14 protein-coding genes are annotated in these 15,866 nt (G+C 67.1%); 9 read left to right on the forward strand and 5 right to left on the reverse strand.

The annotated features are described in order from the left end of the window. From PROPJV5_RS11060 to guaB, 4 genes are all read left to right on the forward strand, one after another. On the forward strand, positions 1 to 990 hold the full coding sequence (locus PROPJV5_RS11060; protein ID WP_119716420.1) for a glycine betaine ABC transporter substrate-binding protein: 990 nt from the start codon (positions 1 to 3) through the stop codon (positions 988 to 990). 182 nt (positions 991 to 1,172) lie between these two features. Further along, complete coding sequence (groES, locus tag PROPJV5_RS11065) at positions 1,173 to 1,469, forward strand: co-chaperone GroES (protein WP_119716421.1); 297 nt, start codon at positions 1,173 to 1,175, stop codon at positions 1,467 to 1,469. A gap of 15 nt (positions 1,470 to 1,484) precedes the next feature. Then, on the forward strand, positions 1,485 to 3,074 hold the full coding sequence (groL, locus tag PROPJV5_RS11070; RefSeq protein WP_119716422.1) for a chaperonin GroEL: 1,590 nt from the start codon (positions 1,485 to 1,487) through the stop codon (positions 3,072 to 3,074). Positions 3,075 to 3,374: 300 nt separating this feature from the next. Next, positions 3,375 to 4,907, forward strand: coding sequence for an IMP dehydrogenase (gene guaB / locus PROPJV5_RS11075; RefSeq protein WP_119716423.1), 1,533 nt, complete (start codon positions 3,375 to 3,377; stop codon positions 4,905 to 4,907). A 197-nt stretch (positions 4,908 to 5,104) separates the two neighbouring features. Here guaB and PROPJV5_RS11080 read toward each other — a convergent pair whose 3' ends face one another. Further along, complete coding sequence (locus PROPJV5_RS11080) at positions 5,105 to 6,544, reverse strand: amino acid permease (protein ID WP_239018483.1); 1,440 nt, start codon at positions 6,542 to 6,544, stop codon at positions 5,105 to 5,107. A gap of 21 nt (positions 6,545 to 6,565) precedes the next feature. After that, positions 6,566 to 7,681 carry an alanine dehydrogenase gene (ald, locus tag PROPJV5_RS11085; protein ID WP_119716425.1) on the reverse strand — a complete coding sequence of 372 codons (1,116 nt, stop codon included), beginning with the start codon at positions 7,679 to 7,681 and terminating at the stop codon, positions 6,566 to 6,568. Between the two features lie 394 nt (positions 7,682 to 8,075). Between ald and PROPJV5_RS11090 the strand changes: the two genes are divergently transcribed. After that, a complete protein-coding gene (locus tag PROPJV5_RS11090; protein ID WP_119716426.1) occupies positions 8,076 to 9,179 on the forward strand; it encodes a GuaB3 family IMP dehydrogenase-related protein in 1,104 nt (367 codons plus the stop codon). 150 nt (positions 9,180 to 9,329) lie between these two features. After that, positions 9,330 to 9,641, forward strand: a complete 312-nt coding sequence (locus PROPJV5_RS11095) for a chorismate mutase (RefSeq protein WP_119716427.1) — start codon at positions 9,330 to 9,332, stop codon at positions 9,639 to 9,641. A 177-nt stretch (positions 9,642 to 9,818) separates the two neighbouring features. On the opposite strand, the gene cysK is transcribed toward PROPJV5_RS11095, so the two are convergent. Further along, a complete protein-coding gene (gene cysK, locus PROPJV5_RS11100; RefSeq protein ID WP_119716428.1) occupies positions 9,819 to 10,745 on the reverse strand; it encodes a cysteine synthase A in 927 nt (308 codons plus the stop codon). Positions 10,746 to 10,906: 161 nt separating this feature from the next. Here cysK and guaA point away from each other — a divergent pair, with 161 nt between their 5' ends. Then, positions 10,907 to 12,460, forward strand: coding sequence for a glutamine-hydrolyzing GMP synthase (gene guaA / locus PROPJV5_RS11105; RefSeq protein WP_119716429.1), 1,554 nt, complete (start codon positions 10,907 to 10,909; stop codon positions 12,458 to 12,460). Positions 12,461 to 12,494: 34 nt separating this feature from the next. On the opposite strand, the gene PROPJV5_RS11110 is transcribed toward guaA, so the two are convergent. Then, a complete protein-coding gene (locus tag PROPJV5_RS11110; RefSeq protein ID WP_119716430.1) occupies positions 12,495 to 13,145 on the reverse strand; it encodes an SDR family NAD(P)-dependent oxidoreductase in 651 nt (216 codons plus the stop codon). A 315-nt stretch (positions 13,146 to 13,460) separates the two neighbouring features. Here PROPJV5_RS11110 and PROPJV5_RS11115 point away from each other — a divergent pair, with 315 nt between their 5' ends. Further along, positions 13,461 to 14,069, forward strand: coding sequence for a DUF1349 domain-containing protein (locus PROPJV5_RS11115; protein ID WP_119716431.1), 609 nt, complete (start codon positions 13,461 to 13,463; stop codon positions 14,067 to 14,069). A gap of 136 nt (positions 14,070 to 14,205) precedes the next feature. On the opposite strand, the gene PROPJV5_RS11120 is transcribed toward PROPJV5_RS11115, so the two are convergent. Then, the gene (locus tag PROPJV5_RS11120; RefSeq protein ID WP_220474422.1) at positions 14,206 to 14,973 is read right to left on the reverse strand and encodes a DNA/RNA nuclease SfsA; all 768 of its coding nucleotides are present in this window, start codon (positions 14,971 to 14,973) and stop codon (positions 14,206 to 14,208) included. A 288-nt stretch (positions 14,974 to 15,261) separates the two neighbouring features. On the opposite strand from PROPJV5_RS11120, the gene PROPJV5_RS11125 reads away from it, so the two are divergent. Beyond that, a complete protein-coding gene (locus PROPJV5_RS11125; protein ID WP_182858698.1) occupies positions 15,262 to 15,759 on the forward strand; it encodes a TetR/AcrR family transcriptional regulator in 498 nt (165 codons plus the stop codon). Positions 15,760 to 15,866: the final 107 nt, after the last annotated feature.

Below are 15,866 nucleotides of genomic sequence, written 5' to 3' on the forward strand. Positions count from 1 at the left end.
ATGAACCACGTGAAGAACCTGGCCGGCCGGCTCCGGGTCCTGCTCGCCGTGCCCGCGCTCGCCCTGACACTCGTACTCAGCGCCTGCGGCCTGGGCACATCCGGCGGTTTCACCCGCACCGGTGAGCTCGCCGGCGACCTCGCCGGGATCGACCTGAGCGGTGTGAGCATCAGGGCGGGCTCCAAGGCCTTCACCGAGCAGCTCGTGCTCGGCAAGATCACCGTCATCATGCTCCGGGCGGCAGGGGCCGACGTGTCCGACCTCACCGGCATCCCCGGCTCCTCGTCCTCGCGCCAGGCGCTGCTGAGCGGCCAGATCGAGATGCTGTGGGACTACAGCGGCACCGGCTGGATCAGTTACCTCGGCCACACCGACCCCGTCCCCGGCGAGCAGGCCCAGTACGAGGCGGTGCGCGACGAGGACCTGCACAACGGCCTGGTGTGGCTGCCGCCGACGCCGGCGAACAACACCTACGGCTTCGCCATCACCCGGAGCACCCAGCAGCGCCTCGGCATCACCCGGCTCTCCGAGCTGGCCGAACTCGACCCCGCCGAGCTCAGCTTCTGCCTGGACACCGAGTTCAACAACCGCAACGACGGGTTCGAGCCGCTGGCCCAGACCTACGGCATCGACCTGGGTTCGGCGCAGCGCATGCTCATGGACGTCGGCGCCATCTACTCGGCCACGGCCGAGGGCGTGTGCACCTTCGGTGAGATCTTCACCACCGATGGACGCATCAAGTCGCTCGATCTGGTCGTCCTCGAGGACGACCTGGAGTTCCTGCCGAACTACAACGCCTCGATGGTCATCCGGCAGGACACCTACGAGCAGAACACCGAGGCCTACGACCGGCTGTTCGGGGCCGTCACCGAGCTGCTCACCGACGAGGAACTCATCGCCATGAACGCCCAGGTTGACGTCGACGGCCGCGAGCCGGCCGACGTGGCCTACGAGTGGCTCGTGAGCAAGGGCCTCATCACCGACGAGTGAGGCCCGGAAGCCTCTGGCACTCGGTTTGATCGAGTGCTAAAGCGGGTATAGCTTTGGTTCTGGCGCTCCCGGCAGGGGAGTGCCAGCCCAGGGGATGGCACCGCGACGACGTCCTCCTGGTCAATCCACCGCTGACAGGAATTCGCGCCGCATGGCGCTGACTAGTGAGAAAGGGGTTTGACGTGGCCACCACGATCAAGCCGCTCGAGGACCGCGTCCTCGTTCTGCCTCTGGAAGCCGAGACCACCACCGCCTCCGGCCTGGTGATCCCCGACACCGCCAAGGAGAAGCCGCAGGAGGGGCAGGTCATCGCCGCCGGCCCGGGCCGCATCGACGACAAGGGCGCCCGCGTGCCCATGGACGTCGCCGAGGGTGACGTCATCATCTTCAGCAAGTACGGCGGCACCGAGGTCAAGTACGACGGCAAGGACTACCTCCTGCTCAATGCCCGCGACATCCTCGCGGTCGTCGAGAAGTAAGGCGGGCCCGTACTCATGGCAAAGCAGCTTCAGTTCGACGAGGAGGCCCGCCGCTCCCTTGAGCGCGGCGTCGACATCCTCGCCAATACCGTCAAGGTGACGCTCGGCCCCAAGGGCCGCTACGTCGTCCTCGACAAGTCGTGGGGCGCCCCGACGATCACCAACGACGGCGTGACCGTCGCCAAGGAGGTCGAGCTCGAGGATCCTTACGAGAACCTCGGCGCACAGCTCGCCAAGGAGGTCGCCACCAAGACCAATGACGTCGCCGGCGACGGCACCACCACCGCCACCGTGCTCGCCCAGGCACTCGTCCACGAGGGCCTGCGCGCCGTGGCCGCCGGCACCAACCCGATCGGTCTCAAGCGCGGCATCGACAAGGCCGTTGCCGCCATCACCGACGCGCTCCACGAGGCGGCCCGCGAGGTGCAGACCACTGAGGACATGGCCAACGTCGCCACCATCAGCTCCCGCGAGGAGGAGATCGGCCAGATCATCGCCGACGCCTTCGACAAGGTGGGCAAGGACGGCGTCATCACCGTCGAGGAGTCCCAGACCCTGGGCACCGAGCTCGAGTTCACCGAGGGCATGCAGTTCGACAAGGGCTACATCTCCCCGTACTTCGTCACCGACCAGGATCGTATGGAGGCCGTCCTCGACAACCCCTACATCCTCATCAACGACGGCAAGATCTCGTCGATGAACGACCTGTTGCCGCTGCTCGAGAAGGTCATCGCCGCGAAGGGCCAGCTGGTCGTCATCGCTGAGGACGTCGACGGCGAGGCGCTGTCGACCCTCGTGGTGAACAAGATCCGCGGCACCTTTACCTCCGTGGCCGTCAAGGCCCCCGCCTTCGGCGACCGCCGCAAGGCGATCCTCGAGGACATCGCGATCCTCACCGGCGGCCAGGTCGTCTCCGAGACCGTCGGCCTCAAGCTCAACGAGGTCGGTCTCGACGTGCTCGGCCGCGCCCGCCGCGTGGTCGTCACCAAGGACAACACCACCATCGTCGAGGGCGCCGGCGAGGCCGATGCCGTCGAGGCACGGGTCAAGCAGCTGCACGCCGAGATCGAGCGCACCGACTCCGACTGGGATCGCGAGAAGCTCAACGAGCGGGTCGCGAAGCTGGCCGGTGGCGTCTGCGTCATCCAGGTCGGCGCCGCCACCGAGGTGGAGCTCAACGAGAAGAAGCACCGCATCGAGGACGCCGTGTCCGCCACGCGCGCCGCGATCGAGGAGGGCATCGTCGCCGGCGGCGGCGCGGCCCTTATCCACGCCGCCTCGGCCGTCGACTCCCTGGAGCTGACCGGCGACGAGAAGGCCGGCGCCCAGATCGTGCAGCGCGCCGTCATCGAGCCCACCCGCTGGATTGCCGAGAACGGCGGCGAGCAGGGCTACGTCATCGTCTCGCGGATCGCGGAGATGGGCGTCAATGAGGGCTACAACGCCAAGACCGGCGAGTACGGCAACCTCATCGACCAGGGCGTCATCGACCCCGTGAAGGTCACGCGCTCGGCGCTGGCCAACGCCGCCTCCATTGCGGGCCTGCTGCTCACCACCGAGACCCTCGTGGTGAACAAGCCCGACGACGAGGACGACGACAAGTAAGCCGGACGACCCCGACACTCAGCAGGGGCGGCAGAACCGTGAGGTTCTGCCGCCCCTGTGGCGTCTGGGATCCGGACGGCGCTGCTGGCGTGTGGCCCCTGCGATCCTGGGACTCGGCGAACCGCGCTGGTCCGGGGCACGTGAGGGGTTGAACCGGATGGGGGACCGTCCCGAACGATCAGGCCCGATCGAGTGCCCCCCGGACGGGAAGGGGCCGGACGGACCCCTGTGGGAGATAAGGTCCCCATTTCGAGGACAGACACTAAACTGGGCCCACTGTCGAGCGAAAGAGGTCATCACATGGTGTCGGAGCAGGGGAGCAGGCTTGAGGCGGAGCGCGCGGCGGGCGAGGTCGCGCCCTTGGCGCTGACCTTCGATGACGTCCTGCTCATCCCGCGCCAGACCGACGTGATCCCCTCCGAGGTCGACACGAGTTCGCGGCTCACCAAGCGCATCACCTTGAAGGTGCCGCTGCTGTCGGCGGCCATGGACACCGTCACCGAGGAGCGGATGGCGATCGCCATGGCCCGTGAGGGCGGGCTGGGTGTCATCCACCGCAACCTGTCGGTCGAGGAGCAGGCCGCCATGGTCGACCGGGTGAAGCGCTCGGAGGCCGGTATGGTCATCGAGCCCATCACGATCGGCCCGGACGCGACGCTCGGCGACGTCGACGAGCTGTGCGGGCAGTTCCACATCAGTGGTGTCCCGGTGGTTGACGAGGACATGCTGCTGCTTGGCATCATCACCAACCGGGACATGCGGTTCCAGTCCGACGCCTCACGCCCGGTGCGCGAGGTGATGACCCCGATGCCGCTCGTCACGGCGCCCGAGGGCATCGCCCCCGACGACGCGCTGGCGCTGCTGGCCAAGAACAAGATCGAGAAGCTGCCGCTCATCGACGCCGCGGGCAGGCTCAAGGGCCTCATCACGCTCAAGGACTTCGTGAAGTCAGACCAGTTCCCGCTGGCCAGCAAGGACGCGCAGGGCCGTTTGCGGGTGGGTGCGTCGATCGGTTTCTACGGCGACGCCTACCAGCGGGCGATGGCGCTCATCGAGGAGGGCGTCGACGTGCTCGTCGTCGACACCGCCCACGGCCACTCCAGGGCCGAGATGGACATGATCGCCCGCCTCAAGGCCGACCCGGCGGCCGAGGGGGTCGACATCATCGGCGGCAACGTCGCCACGTTCGAGGCCGCCAAGGCGCTGTGCGAGGCCGGCGCCGATGCCGTGAAGGTCGGTGTGGGACCGGGGTCGATCTGTACCACCCGGGTGGTCGCCGGTGTCGGTGTCCCGCAGGTCACGGCGATCGCCGAGGCGGCCCGGGCCTGCCGCGAGTACGGTGTGCCGGTCATCGGTGACGGTGGTCTGCAGTACTCCGGTGACGTGGCCAAGGCGTTCGTGGCGGGCGCGGACACGGTGATGCTGGGTTCCCTGCTCGCCGGCTGTGACGAGAGCCCGGGCGAGCTGGTCTTCATCAACGGGAAGCAGTTCAAGGAGTACCGGGGCATGGGCTCGCTGGGGGCGATGGCAACCCGCGGCCGCAAGATGAGCTACTCGAAGGACCGCTACTTCCAGGCCGATGTGACGAGCAACGACAAGATCGTGCCCGAGGGCATCGAGGGGCAGGTGCCCTACCGCGGCCCGCTGGGTGCGGTGGTCTACCAGCTCATCGGCGGTGTGCACCAGGCAATGTTCTACTCGGGCGCTCGTACGCTGCCTGAGCTGCAGGAGCGGGGCCGTTTCGTGCGGATCACCTCGGCCGGCCTGCGCGAGAGCCACCCGCACGACATCCAGATGACCGTCGAGGCCCCGAACTACTCCTCGCACGAGTGAGAAGAGCGGTCCGTCCAGTCCTGAGAAGACAGGGCCAGCGGGTTCTGGTACGAGTTGGTGACCCAGCTTGGTCTGGGCCTGGTCGGTGCAGCACATCCACCAGTACCCATGGGAGCGGTGGCCGTCTGCCGCCGACAGACGGGTTGCCCGCCGATCAGGAGATCGACGGGCAACCCCGGTTCAGATGATGGCCCCGGTCAGCCGTGGCTGGGGACCGTCTTCTTCTTCCCCGACCTGTTCCAGATGATCGCCAGCACGATGAACCACACCGGCGTCAGGTACAGGGCGATGCGCGTCTGCGCGTCGAGGGCCAGGACCACGACCATGAAGCAGAAGAACACCATCAGGACCCACGGCATGAAGGAGGCGCCCGGAACCTTGAACGCCGACGCCTGGTGGTCCTGCGGGAACTTCCTGCGGTACATGATGTAGGCCACGGTGATGAGCCCCCAGATGAACAGCACGAGGATCGAGGACACCGACGAGACCATCTGGAAGGCCGTCATCACGGTGCCGCCGATCTTCAGCACGGGGAAGGCGATGCAGATCAACGCGACCGACAGGATCAGCGCGTTGGCCGGCACGTGCCGGCTCGACAGCCTGGCGAACCGCTTCGGGGCGTAGCCCGTGTCCGACAGGCCGTAGAGCATCCGCGAGGTCGAGAAGATCCCCGAGTTCGAACTCGACGAGGCCGAGGTCAGCACCACGAAGTTCATGACGCTGGCCGCCGCCGTCAGACCGGCGAGGTTGAACACGTTGACGAAGGGGCTCATCTCGGAGTTCACCTTGTCCCAGGGCGTGACCGACATGATCGCCGCGAGCGCGAAGACGTAGAAGATCACGATCCTCACCGGAATCGCATTGATCGCCTTGGGCAGGGTCTTGTGCGGGTCCGCCGTCTCGGCCGCCGCCGTGCCGATCAGCTCGGTGCCGATGAACGAGAAGATCGCCAGCTGGAAGGCCGCGAGGAAACCGGTCAGGCCGGTGGGGAAGACCCCGCCGCGATTCCACAGGTAGGCGACCGAGGCCACCGTGCCGTCCGGCGAGGTGAACCGGGTCACCACCATGTAGGCGCCCACCAGGATCAGGGCGATGATCGCGATGATCTTGATGAGGGCGAACCAGAACTCGAGCTCGCCGAACAGCTTCACCGTCAGCAGGTTCGAGCCCAGCAGCGCCGCCAGTAGCACCGCCGTGCAGACCATCGACACGTTCAGGTTCTGGATCCAGAAGTCGAAGTACCCGACGATGACGATCATCTCGGCAGCGGCGGTCACCACCCACAGGATCCAGTAGGTCCAGCCGGCGAAGAAACCGGCCCACGGGCCGATCATCACCCGCGAGAAGTCCTGGAACGACTTGTAGCGCAGGTCGTGCAGGAACATCTCGCCCATCGCCCGCATCATGAAGAACAGCATCGTCCCGATGATGAGGTAGGACAGCAGCAGGGACGGCCCTGCGAGGCTGATGGCCTTGCCCGAGCCCATGAACAGGCCGGTGCCGATGGCACCGCCGATGGCTATCAGCTGGATGTGCCGGTTGGACAGCTCCCGGTTGAGTGTCTCCTCACCCGGCGCCTGGCCGGGCTGCGTCATCGACGTGGATCCCTGAGGGGGCCCCTCATTCTTGACAGTCATGAGATCCTCCAAAGGCTCGCATCAGGCCAGGATGCTGTCCAACGGCGTGACCTCCATGTCGAAGGCCTCGCCGACACCACCGAAGGTCAGCTTGCCGGCATGGGTGTTCAACCCCAGCGCCAGGGCGTGGTCGTCCCTCAGCGCCTGCTTCCAGCCCTTGTCGGCGAGCTGGATCGCGTACGGCAGGGTGGCGTTCGCCAGGGCCTGGGTGGAGGTGTTCGGCACGGCGCCGGGCATGTTGGCGACGCAGTAGAACACCGAGTCGTGCACGCGGAAGGTCGGGTCGGCGTGCGTCGTCGGGTGGCTGTCCTCGAAGCAGCCGCCCTGGTCGATGGCGACGTCCACAAGCACCGAGCCGGGCTTCATGGCGGCCACCATCTCGTTCGTGACGAGCTTGGGCGTCTTGGCGCCGGGGATGAGGACGGTGCCGATGACCAGGTCGGCGGCGAGCACCTGCTCGCGTACGGCGAGGGCGGTGCTGGCGAGCCCCTGGATGCGGTTGTCGAAGTCCCAGATGATGCGGTGCAGCTTGCGCAGGTCGACGTCGAGGACCGTGACGTCGGCGCCCATGCCGAGCGCGATCCTGGCCGCGTTCTGGCCGGCCGTGCCGGCGCCGAGGACGACGACCTTGGCCTTCTGCACGCCGCCGACGCAACCGAACAGGACGCCTCGCCCGCCGGCCGCCTTCATGAGATGGGCCGCGCCGACCTGCGGGGCCAGGCAGCCGGCGACCTCGGACATCGGGGACAGCAGCGGTAGTGAGCGGTCCTCACGCTGGACGGTCTCGTAGGCGATGGCCGTGGTGCCCGCGTTCAGCAGGGCCTCGGTCTGCGGACGATCGGCTGCCAGGTGCAGGTAGGTGAACAGCACCTGGTCGCTGGACAGGAAACCGTACTCGCTCTCGATGGGCTCCTTCACCTTGAGCACCAGATCGCCGGCGGCCCAGGTGGCCTCGGCGCCGTCGACGATGGTCGCGCCCTGGGCCTCGTACTCCTCGTCGGTGAAGGACGAGCCGAGCCCGGCGCCTGACTGTATCGACACCTCGTGGCCACGGCGGGTCAATTCGTGCACGCCGACCGGGGTGATGGCGACGCGGAACTCGTTGTTCTTGACCTCGGCGGGGACAGCAATGCGCATGATCTACTCCTCGTTGAGCGTAGGAGCGGTGTTGGGAAACCACCGCAGTTTTACGTTAGAGACGGTAAATCCTTTTTGTAAAGCCGAGATATGCAGGATTTTTTGAATCATGGTGATCGTTTTTGTGCATGCGTGCAGGATCCTGGCCGATCTGGCGAAAGCGGTGTGCTTGCTACCGGTGAGCAGTTATCATGCACCGCCCCGGTGGCATGGTGGGGAGGTGCAGGGCGATGTCGGGGGGAGTTTCAGGGCTCGGGATGCAGATGGGGTGGGGCTTGCCCGAATGCTCTGCGTGCAGAGCACGGGACCGCCGCTGCCAGGCTCCGGGAGGCCCCGGCGCCGGCGCAGGGCCCGGATCGGTAGATTTGTCCCCGTAGCCCAGGATCGGAGGACCATGTACGACATCGGACGCAGCAAGCGTGCGCCGAAGGCTTTCTCACTGGATGATGTGGCGATCGTGCCCTCACGGCGCACCCGAGACCCCGAGCTGGTGGACCTGTCGTGGAAGATCGACGCCGTCGAGTTCGACTTCCCGCTCGTGGCAGGCCCCATGGACTCCGTGATGAGCCCGGCCACCGCCATCGCCTTCGGCAAGCTGGGCGGCCTCGGCGCGCTCAACCTCGAAGGGCTGTGGACCAGGTACGAGAACCCCGAGCCACTCTTCGCCGAGCTGGCCGCCATGAGCGATGACGTCCAGGCGACCCGCCGGATGCAGCAGATCTACGCCGAGCCCATCAAGGCAGAGCTCGTCAAGGCCCGTCTCGACGAGATCCGCGCGGCCGGTGTTCCCGTCGCGGGCTCCCTGTCGCCCCAGCGCGCCGCCGAGTTCTCCTCGATCGTCGAGAACGCCGGCGTTGACTTCTTCATCATCCGCGGCACGGCCGTCTCGGCCGAGCACGTCAGTGACCAGGGCGAGCCCCTGAACCTCAAGAAGTTCATCTACAACCTCGACGTGCCCGTCATCGTGGGTGGCTGCGCCAGCTACCAGACGGCCCTGCACCTCATGCGCACCGGCGCAGCCGGCGTCCTCGTCGGCTTCGGCGGCGCCGCCACTAGCACGACGCGGCAGGTGCTCGGCATCGAGGTGCCGATGGCCTCGGCCATCGCCGACGTGGCCGAGGCCCGCCGGGACTACCTCGACGAGTCCGGCGGTCGCTACGTCCATCTCATCGCCGACGGCGCCATGGGCGACTCGGGGCACATCATCAAGGCCATCGCGGCCGGCGCCGACGCCGCCATGATCGGCGGGCCGCTCGCCCGCGCCGTCGAGGCACCCGGCAAGGGCTGGCACTGGGGGGCCGAGGCCTGGCACGCCACCCTGCCCCGCGGCCGCCGCGTCCACTACGACTCGGTCGGCACCCTCGAGGAGGTGCTCCTGGGCCCCAGCACCGTCACCGATGGCACGATGAACCTCGTCGGCGCCCTGCGCCGTGCCCTGGCAACCACCGGATACCAGGATCTCAAGGAGTTCCAGCGCATCGACCTCGTCATCCGCTGACCGGCACATCCCCCACCTGCACGCCGACGGCGGGTGCGGGTGGGGCTACTTCCTGCCCGATGAGGGTGTCTGCCCGATGACTGAGGACCCCGGGCAGGGCGGCGCCAGTGCCGTTAGGCTCACAACAGCCGCGTGACACAGGAGAAACCCATGAGCGACGAACCCGACCAGGCCACGACCGTCCCGCCCGAGCTCGCCCACCTGCGCGACTCCATCGACAACATCGATGCGGCCGTGATCCACATCATGGCCGAGCGTTTCAAGATCACCCAGCGCGTCGGCGAGCTCAAGGCCGAGCTCGGGCTCCCTCCCTCCGATCCGGGACGTGAGCAGACCCAGATCGCCCGCCTGCGCCGGCTCGCCGCCGAGTCGCACCTCGACCCGGAGTTCGCCGAGAAGCTGCTGAACTTCATCGTCTCCGAGGTCGTGCGCCACCACACCGAAATCGCGAACCGGACCTGACGGGCCCCGACCGGCTGGTGGGACCGGGCTTCGCCAGGGGCACCGAGGTCGGGGCCCGGTCGCCTCTCCGGCCGGCGGAATCGCTGTCGCCCGACCCGCAATGTGAGGACGGGGACCGCCTCCCGGGCCGGCGTCAGTGAGGATCGTCGGGGGAGGGCGTCGCCGGGCTCGGCCGGGTCACTGGCCCATGGCGTCGGCGAACAGGGGAGTGGACAGGTAGCGTTCCCCGAAGTCACAGATCATGGCGACGATCGTCCGGCCGGTGAACTCGGGACGTGCGGCGACCTGGAGGGCGGCCGCGACGGAGGCGCCCGAGGAGATGCCGCAGACGATGCCCTCCTCGGTGCCCAGGCGTCGGGCCATGTCGAGGGCCCGCGGGGTGCTCACCGTCAACACCTCGTCGATGACCTCGGGGTCATAAGTGGCCGGGACGAAGTTGGCGCCGATGCCCTGGATGCCGTGGCCACCGGCCTGGCCCGCGGAGAGCAGCGGTGACTCGTCGGGCTCGACGGCGAACACGGCGATGTCGGGGTTCTGCTCCTTGAGGAACCTGCCGGTGCCGCTGATCGTGCCGCCGGTGCCCACCCCGTCGACCACCGCGTCGACCCGGCCCTCGGTGTCGGTCCAGATCTCGGGGCCGGTCGTGGCGTAGTGCTTGGCCGGGTTGGCGGGGTTGTCGAACTGGCGGGCCAGTACGCCGCCGCGCTCGGCGGCGATCCGCTCGGCCGCCGCGACCGAGCCCCGCATGCCCTCGGCCGCGGGGGTGAGGACGAGTTCCGCGCCGAAGGCGCGCAGCATGGCGCGGCGTTCCCGGCTCATCGACTCGGGCATCGTCAGCACGACGTGGTAGCCGCGGGCCGCCCCGACCATGGCCAGGGCGATACCGGTGTTGCCACTGGTGCCCTCGACGATCGTGCCGCCGGGCTTGAGTTCCCCGCTCGCCTCGGCGGCGTCGACGATGGCCACCCCGATCCGGTCCTTCACCGAGTTCGTGGGGTTGTAGTACTCGAGCTTCGCCAGGACGGTCGCGCCGGTGTCGTTGACCCGCCCCAGGCGCACGAGGGGAGTGCGGCCGACAAGCTCTGTCACGTCGTTGTAGATCATGGGTGCACCTTAGTGCGTACCGGCTCGACCAGGCCCCCGTTCCAACCGGTGCGGATCTCATCCACCCCTGTCCCAGTCGGTGTGGACCCGGCCGGCATTGATCCCCGGCGCCCCGCCCGGACGCGCGGACCCGGCGGTCCGGGAGCACTAGAATCCATCGCATGCCCACGAGCCATGACCTCGTGCTGGTCGTCGATTACGGCGCGCAGTACGCGCAGCTGATCGCCCGGCGCGTCCGCGAAGCGCACGTCTACTCCGAGATCATCCCGCACGCCACGCCGGTGCGCGAGATCGTCGCGAGGAAGCCGGCCGCCGTCATCCTGTCCGGCGGTCCCGCCTCGGTGTACGCCGACGGCGCCCCGGGCCTCGACCCGGCGCTGTTCGAGGCCGGCGTCCCTGTCTTCGGCATCTGCTACGGCTTCCAGGCCATGAGCCAGGCCTTGGGCGGCCGGGTCGAGCACACCGGCGACTCCGAGTACGGCCGCACCGCGCTCCGGATCACCGAGCCGGGCTGCCTGCTGGAGGGCATGGCCACCGACGCCACGGTGTGGATGAGTCACGGCGACTCGGTCACCAGCGCCCCCGCAGGCTTCACCGAACTGGCCCACACCGCCGGCGCACCCGTCGCCGCCATCGAGGACCCGGGCAGGCGGATGGCCGGCGTGCAGTGGCACCCAGAGGTGCTGCACTCGCAGTTCGGCCAGCAGGTGCTCCAGCACTTCCTCTACGACATCGCCGGCTGCCGCCGCACCTGGGACAGCTCCTCGATCGTCGACGAGCAGGTGCGGGCCATCCGCGAGCAGGTCGGCGACCGGCGCGTCCTGTGCGGCCTGTCGGGCGGCGTCGACTCGGCCGTCGCCGCGGCACTCGTCCAGCGCGCCATCGGCGACCGGCTCACCTGCGTCTTCGTCGACCACGGCCTGCTGCGCAAGGGCGAGGCCGAACAGGTGCGCACCGACTTCGTCGCGGCCACCGGCGTCAACCTCGTCGTCATGGAGGAGTCCGAGCGCTTCCTCAGCGCCCTGGCCGGTGTTAGCGATCCGGAGACCAAGCGCAAGATCATCGGCCGCGAGTTCATCCGTTCCTTCGAGACGGCGGCCCGCCGGATCGCCGGCGACCGCGGCGTCGACCTCCTGTGCCAGGGCACGCTCTACCCCGACGTCGTCGAGTCCGGCGGCGGCGACGGCGCCTCGAACATCAAGAGCCACCACAACGTGGGCGGCCTGCCAGATGACCTGCAGTTCGAACTCATCGAGCCCCTGCGCGCCCTGTTCAAGGATGAGGTGCGCGCCGTCGGCACCGAACTGGGGCTGCCAGAGGCCATGGTGTGGCGTCAGCCGTTCCCGGGCCCCGGCCTGGGCATCCGCATCATCGGCGAGGTGACCCGCGAGCGCCTCGACCTGCTGCGCGAGGCAGACGCCATCGCCCGCGCCGAGCTGACCGCCGCCGGCCTGGACCGAGAGGTCTGGCAGATGCCCGTCGTGCTGCTCGCCGACGTGCGGTCGGTGGGCGTGCAGGGCGACCACCGCACCTATGGCCACCCGGTCGTGCTGCGCCCGGTGAGCAGCGAGGACGCGATGACGGCCGACTGGTCGCGGCTGCCCTACGAGGTGATCGAGCGCATCAGCACCCGTATCACCAACGAGTGCCCGCAGGTGAACCGTGTCGTGCTGGACTGCACCTCCAAGCCGCCGGGCACCATCGAGTGGGAGTGAAAATTGGGAATGCAATTCCCAATATCAGCGTCTGCTACTCGCAGAATGCCTCGAACCCCTGGTGCTCCTCGTACAGCTTCCATGCCGTCTCCGCGATCGAACCGGGCATGAGGCCTTCGCTCGAGCCCACGTTCCCCATGATCTCGACGATGCCCGCGAACACGCCCGTTCCGGAAAGCGATTCGTTGAGCATCTTCGCGTACGAGCGCAGCGCCGCCTTGTCCATGGACATGCAGGCGAAATCGGCGTACTCGTTGGGGTGGACGCCGAACCGGCCACCCGTGAACAGCACGGCCCCGGAACCCTGTTCGATCTGTCCCGGCAGTACCGCCTGCGTGCAGCGGATGGCTCCCGCCACATCGACGTTCCAGTGGTGCAGCGCATCCGCGGCGTCGAGTTCGCGAACCGAACCACTTTCCATGACGGCGGCGTTGAACGCCATCACGTCCACGGTGCCGTGGCGTGCGGTGATGGCCGCGAAACCATCGGCAACGGAAGCGTCATCTCCGGCGTCGATCACTTGCACGTCCGCCTCGATGCCTTCTGTCGCGAGTTCTGCGACGTACTCCACGAGTTTCTCTTTTCGTCGCGCCGCAAGGACGACCGTGAACTCCTCCTGTGCGAGTCTTCTCGCTATAGCGTTTCCGACGCCCCTTCCGGCGCCCACCAGTACTGCTGTCTGCATGCTCGTGACCTCGTTTTCTTCTTTCGGGTCCTGTTGACATCGGTCCGGGTCGGCTTCAGGACGGCCCCGATCATGGGAGCTGCTGCACGGGGTATCGCACTTGAGTGCTACCCATTGTCACGTGTACATACGAATCAAATTGTACCATGGCTGCCATGAATAAGACCTCCCGCTAGCAGGCCTCACAACTGGCGTCGTCGCAGTGGCCGCGTCAAGGTGCGGGGTACCTTCGGGTGGGGGCGTTTGTCTGGAAATGATTCTACTGCCGGAGGCTTGACGTTCGCCGGTGTCGACCAGTGATGAAAGGTGAGAGACATGAACATGACAGATGACTTCACATGGACAAGGGAACCGGAGCAGTATTCCATTGCCGCCGACCGGATAGAGATCACCACAGCTCCTCACACGGATCTGTGGCAGCGAACCTATTATCACTTCCGGAACGACAATGCTCCGGTGCTCCAAGTCGAAACGGAGGAGAAGTTTTTCTCCTTCATCGTGAGGACGGACTTCACCGGGAGTCACCACCGTTTCGACCAGTGCGGAGTTGTGATGTACCTGGACTCGGAGAACTGGTTGAAGGGCTCCGTGGAGTACGAGAACGAGAACTTCCAACATCTCGGCTCGGTGGTGACGAACCACGGGTACTCGGACTGGGCGACGACGGCCATCCCGGCTGATGTGAGGGTGATGTGGTACCGCCTCAGCAGGAGGGAGGACGACTACTGCATCGAATGTTCTCAAGATGGCGAGAACTTCACGCAGATACGGGTCTGTCACATGTGGGAGGGCGCGGGGCCGATCCGGTTCGGTGTCTACGCCTGCAGCCCCGAGGACTCCAGCTTCACTGCCGTGTTCACCGACATGAAGATCACCGAATGCGCCTGGAAGGCGCATGACGGCCAGAAACCCGATGAGGAGTGATACGGGGCGTTGGTCGGGGGAGTCGGACGGAAGTTGCCGGGCGAAGACGTGTCATCTCGACCGTCCCGTGACGGGGTGCAGTCGGTGTCCGGCCCCGCGTCCGACCCGTGTGGTCCGGAAGCGTTCGCGGCCCGCCTCAGAAGGTCACGGGCATGACCCTCTCAAGTCTCACGTGATCCGGGGCGATGCGGAAGTTCGCCTGCCACACCTCGACGCCGCGGGTCAGGCCGGCGTCCACGGTCGCCTTGACGGCGTCGTAGTTGGTGGATCGTTCGATGATCGCGAAGCCGGGGTTGTCGTACATGAAGCACGTGAGCAGTACCGCTTTATGGTGCTCGTCCAGGCTCCTCGCCAGCTCGCTCACATGACGCTGCATACGACTGGTGGACGAGAACGGCGTCGCCTTCTTCATCGCCACCCACTCCGGCACGTCCACCTGCAGGTGCTGCAGAGGAGTCTTCACCTCCAGGAAGGTGTCGCCCACCAGGAAGTCCAACCTGCTCCCGCCCAGGAACACCTCCCGGCAGACGTCCTCACGCCGCCGACCGGGTTCACCACCGACGACCCCGGCCAACCCGCCGCAGCGCAGATAGTGCTCCACGTAGCGATTCGCCGCGTTCTGGTTGATGCCGATCCACTCCTTGACCTCATCCCCAGGCCGTGCGAGTGAGAGCGCCTCGACGGTCCCGGCGGTCTTGCGCCCCACGCCGTGCGCCAGTGACACCAGACAGGGACGCCCAGCCACGTCGATGCTGCCGATGCGCCCGGTCGTCGGACAATGGAAGGAGCGGCTCTCGCCATCCAGTTCCACGTCCATCGTGAACTGGCTCCTGCGCCGCAGGATCACGCCCTCGGAGAACGGTTCACCGAACTCGAAGGCGGGGAGGTCCGCGAACCCGCTCACGAGACCACCCTCCAGGGCTCCAGGCCCGTACGTTGATCCATGCGTGAGATCGTGACCTCATCCGGCCGCGAGACGTCAACGAGCATGGCCGCTCCTCCTTACGCGTTCGGTTGTTGCAGGCCAATGACGTGGCCGGTCGGGTCCTCCGGCCAGTTCGCCTGGCACCTGCCAGTATCAGGCGTGGTCGTCGGCGAGACGGCCTGTACCGTGCTGATACGGAACAAAAAAGGTCATATGTCCTATTCTCTGAGAGGGGAGAGAGTGCGTCGCAAAGGCACCACGACAGACATGATGCGCGACTTCGTGGCAGACGCCCTGTTGAGCCTGCTCGCCGACCGGGAGTACCGCGAGGTCACGATCAAGGAGCTCGCCTCCGAGGCAGGCGTCTCCCGCTCCACCTTCTACCGGCTCTTCGGTGACAAGGACACAGTGGTGTCCTGGTGGTACGGGGCTCTGATGGACGAGTACCTTCGTCTGTTCGCTGCGCGGGCCGACCGCGGGCGTGGGGGCTACTTGAGGGCAATCTTCGACTGCTTCTACGCCCACCACGAGGAGCTCCTCCTGCTCCATGAGCGAGGGTGCACGCACCGGATGCTCGGCGTGCTGCGCGACCGCCTCGGCGACGAGCGCGCGTCATACGCGTCCGCCTACCATGTCGGTGGTGTCTACGGCGTCATGGAGCAGTGGTTGGACGCGCGCATGGACGACCCGCCGGAGAAGATGGCGGCCGAGGCGCTCGCCATCATGTCGCCGGGTTTCGTCCCGGCGGTGGTGGCCAAGGCCTAGCTGTACTGATCGGGCTGGTTGGTTGAAGGACTGTGATCCAGGGGTGTGAACGCATGGGAGGGCCTTGCTGGTTGAGTGGGGATTGCGAAGTCGTCCACTGTCAGAAA

The sequence above is a fragment of the Propionibacterium ruminifibrarum genome, from assembly GCF_900289195.1.
In the GTDB taxonomy this organism is placed as follows: domain Bacteria; phylum Actinomycetota; class Actinomycetes; order Propionibacteriales; family Propionibacteriaceae; genus Propionibacterium; species Propionibacterium ruminifibrarum.

Bases quoted from the DNA above. Each gene is read 5' to 3' on its own strand.
- PROPJV5_RS11060 (WP_119716420.1), top strand. From the start codon at position 1: ATGAACCACGTGAAGAACCTGGCCGGCCGGCTCCGGGTCCTGCTCGCC.
- groL (WP_119716422.1), top strand. From the start codon at position 1,485: ATGGCAAAGCAGCTTCAGTTCGACGAGGAGGCCCGCCGCTCCCTTGAG.
- guaB (WP_119716423.1), top strand. From the start codon at position 3,375: ATGGTGTCGGAGCAGGGGAGCAGGCTTGAGGCGGAGCGCGCGGCGGGC.
- PROPJV5_RS11080 (WP_239018483.1), bottom strand. From the start codon at position 6,544: ATGACTGTCAAGAATGAGGGGCCCCCTCAGGGATCCACGTCGATGACG.
- ald (WP_119716425.1), bottom strand. From the start codon at position 7,681: ATGCGCATTGCTGTCCCCGCCGAGGTCAAGAACAACGAGTTCCGCGTC.
- PROPJV5_RS11090 (WP_119716426.1), top strand. From the start codon at position 8,076: ATGTACGACATCGGACGCAGCAAGCGTGCGCCGAAGGCTTTCTCACTG.
- PROPJV5_RS11095 (WP_119716427.1), top strand. From the start codon at position 9,330: ATGAGCGACGAACCCGACCAGGCCACGACCGTCCCGCCCGAGCTCGCC.
- cysK (WP_119716428.1), bottom strand. From the start codon at position 10,745: ATGATCTACAACGACGTGACAGAGCTTGTCGGCCGCACTCCCCTCGTG.
- guaA (WP_119716429.1), top strand. From the start codon at position 10,907: ATGCCCACGAGCCATGACCTCGTGCTGGTCGTCGATTACGGCGCGCAG.
- PROPJV5_RS11110 (WP_119716430.1), bottom strand. From the start codon at position 13,145: ATGCAGACAGCAGTACTGGTGGGCGCCGGAAGGGGCGTCGGAAACGCT.
- PROPJV5_RS11115 (WP_119716431.1), top strand. From the start codon at position 13,461: ATGAACATGACAGATGACTTCACATGGACAAGGGAACCGGAGCAGTAT.
- PROPJV5_RS11125 (WP_182858698.1), top strand. From the start codon at position 15,262: ATGATGCGCGACTTCGTGGCAGACGCCCTGTTGAGCCTGCTCGCCGAC.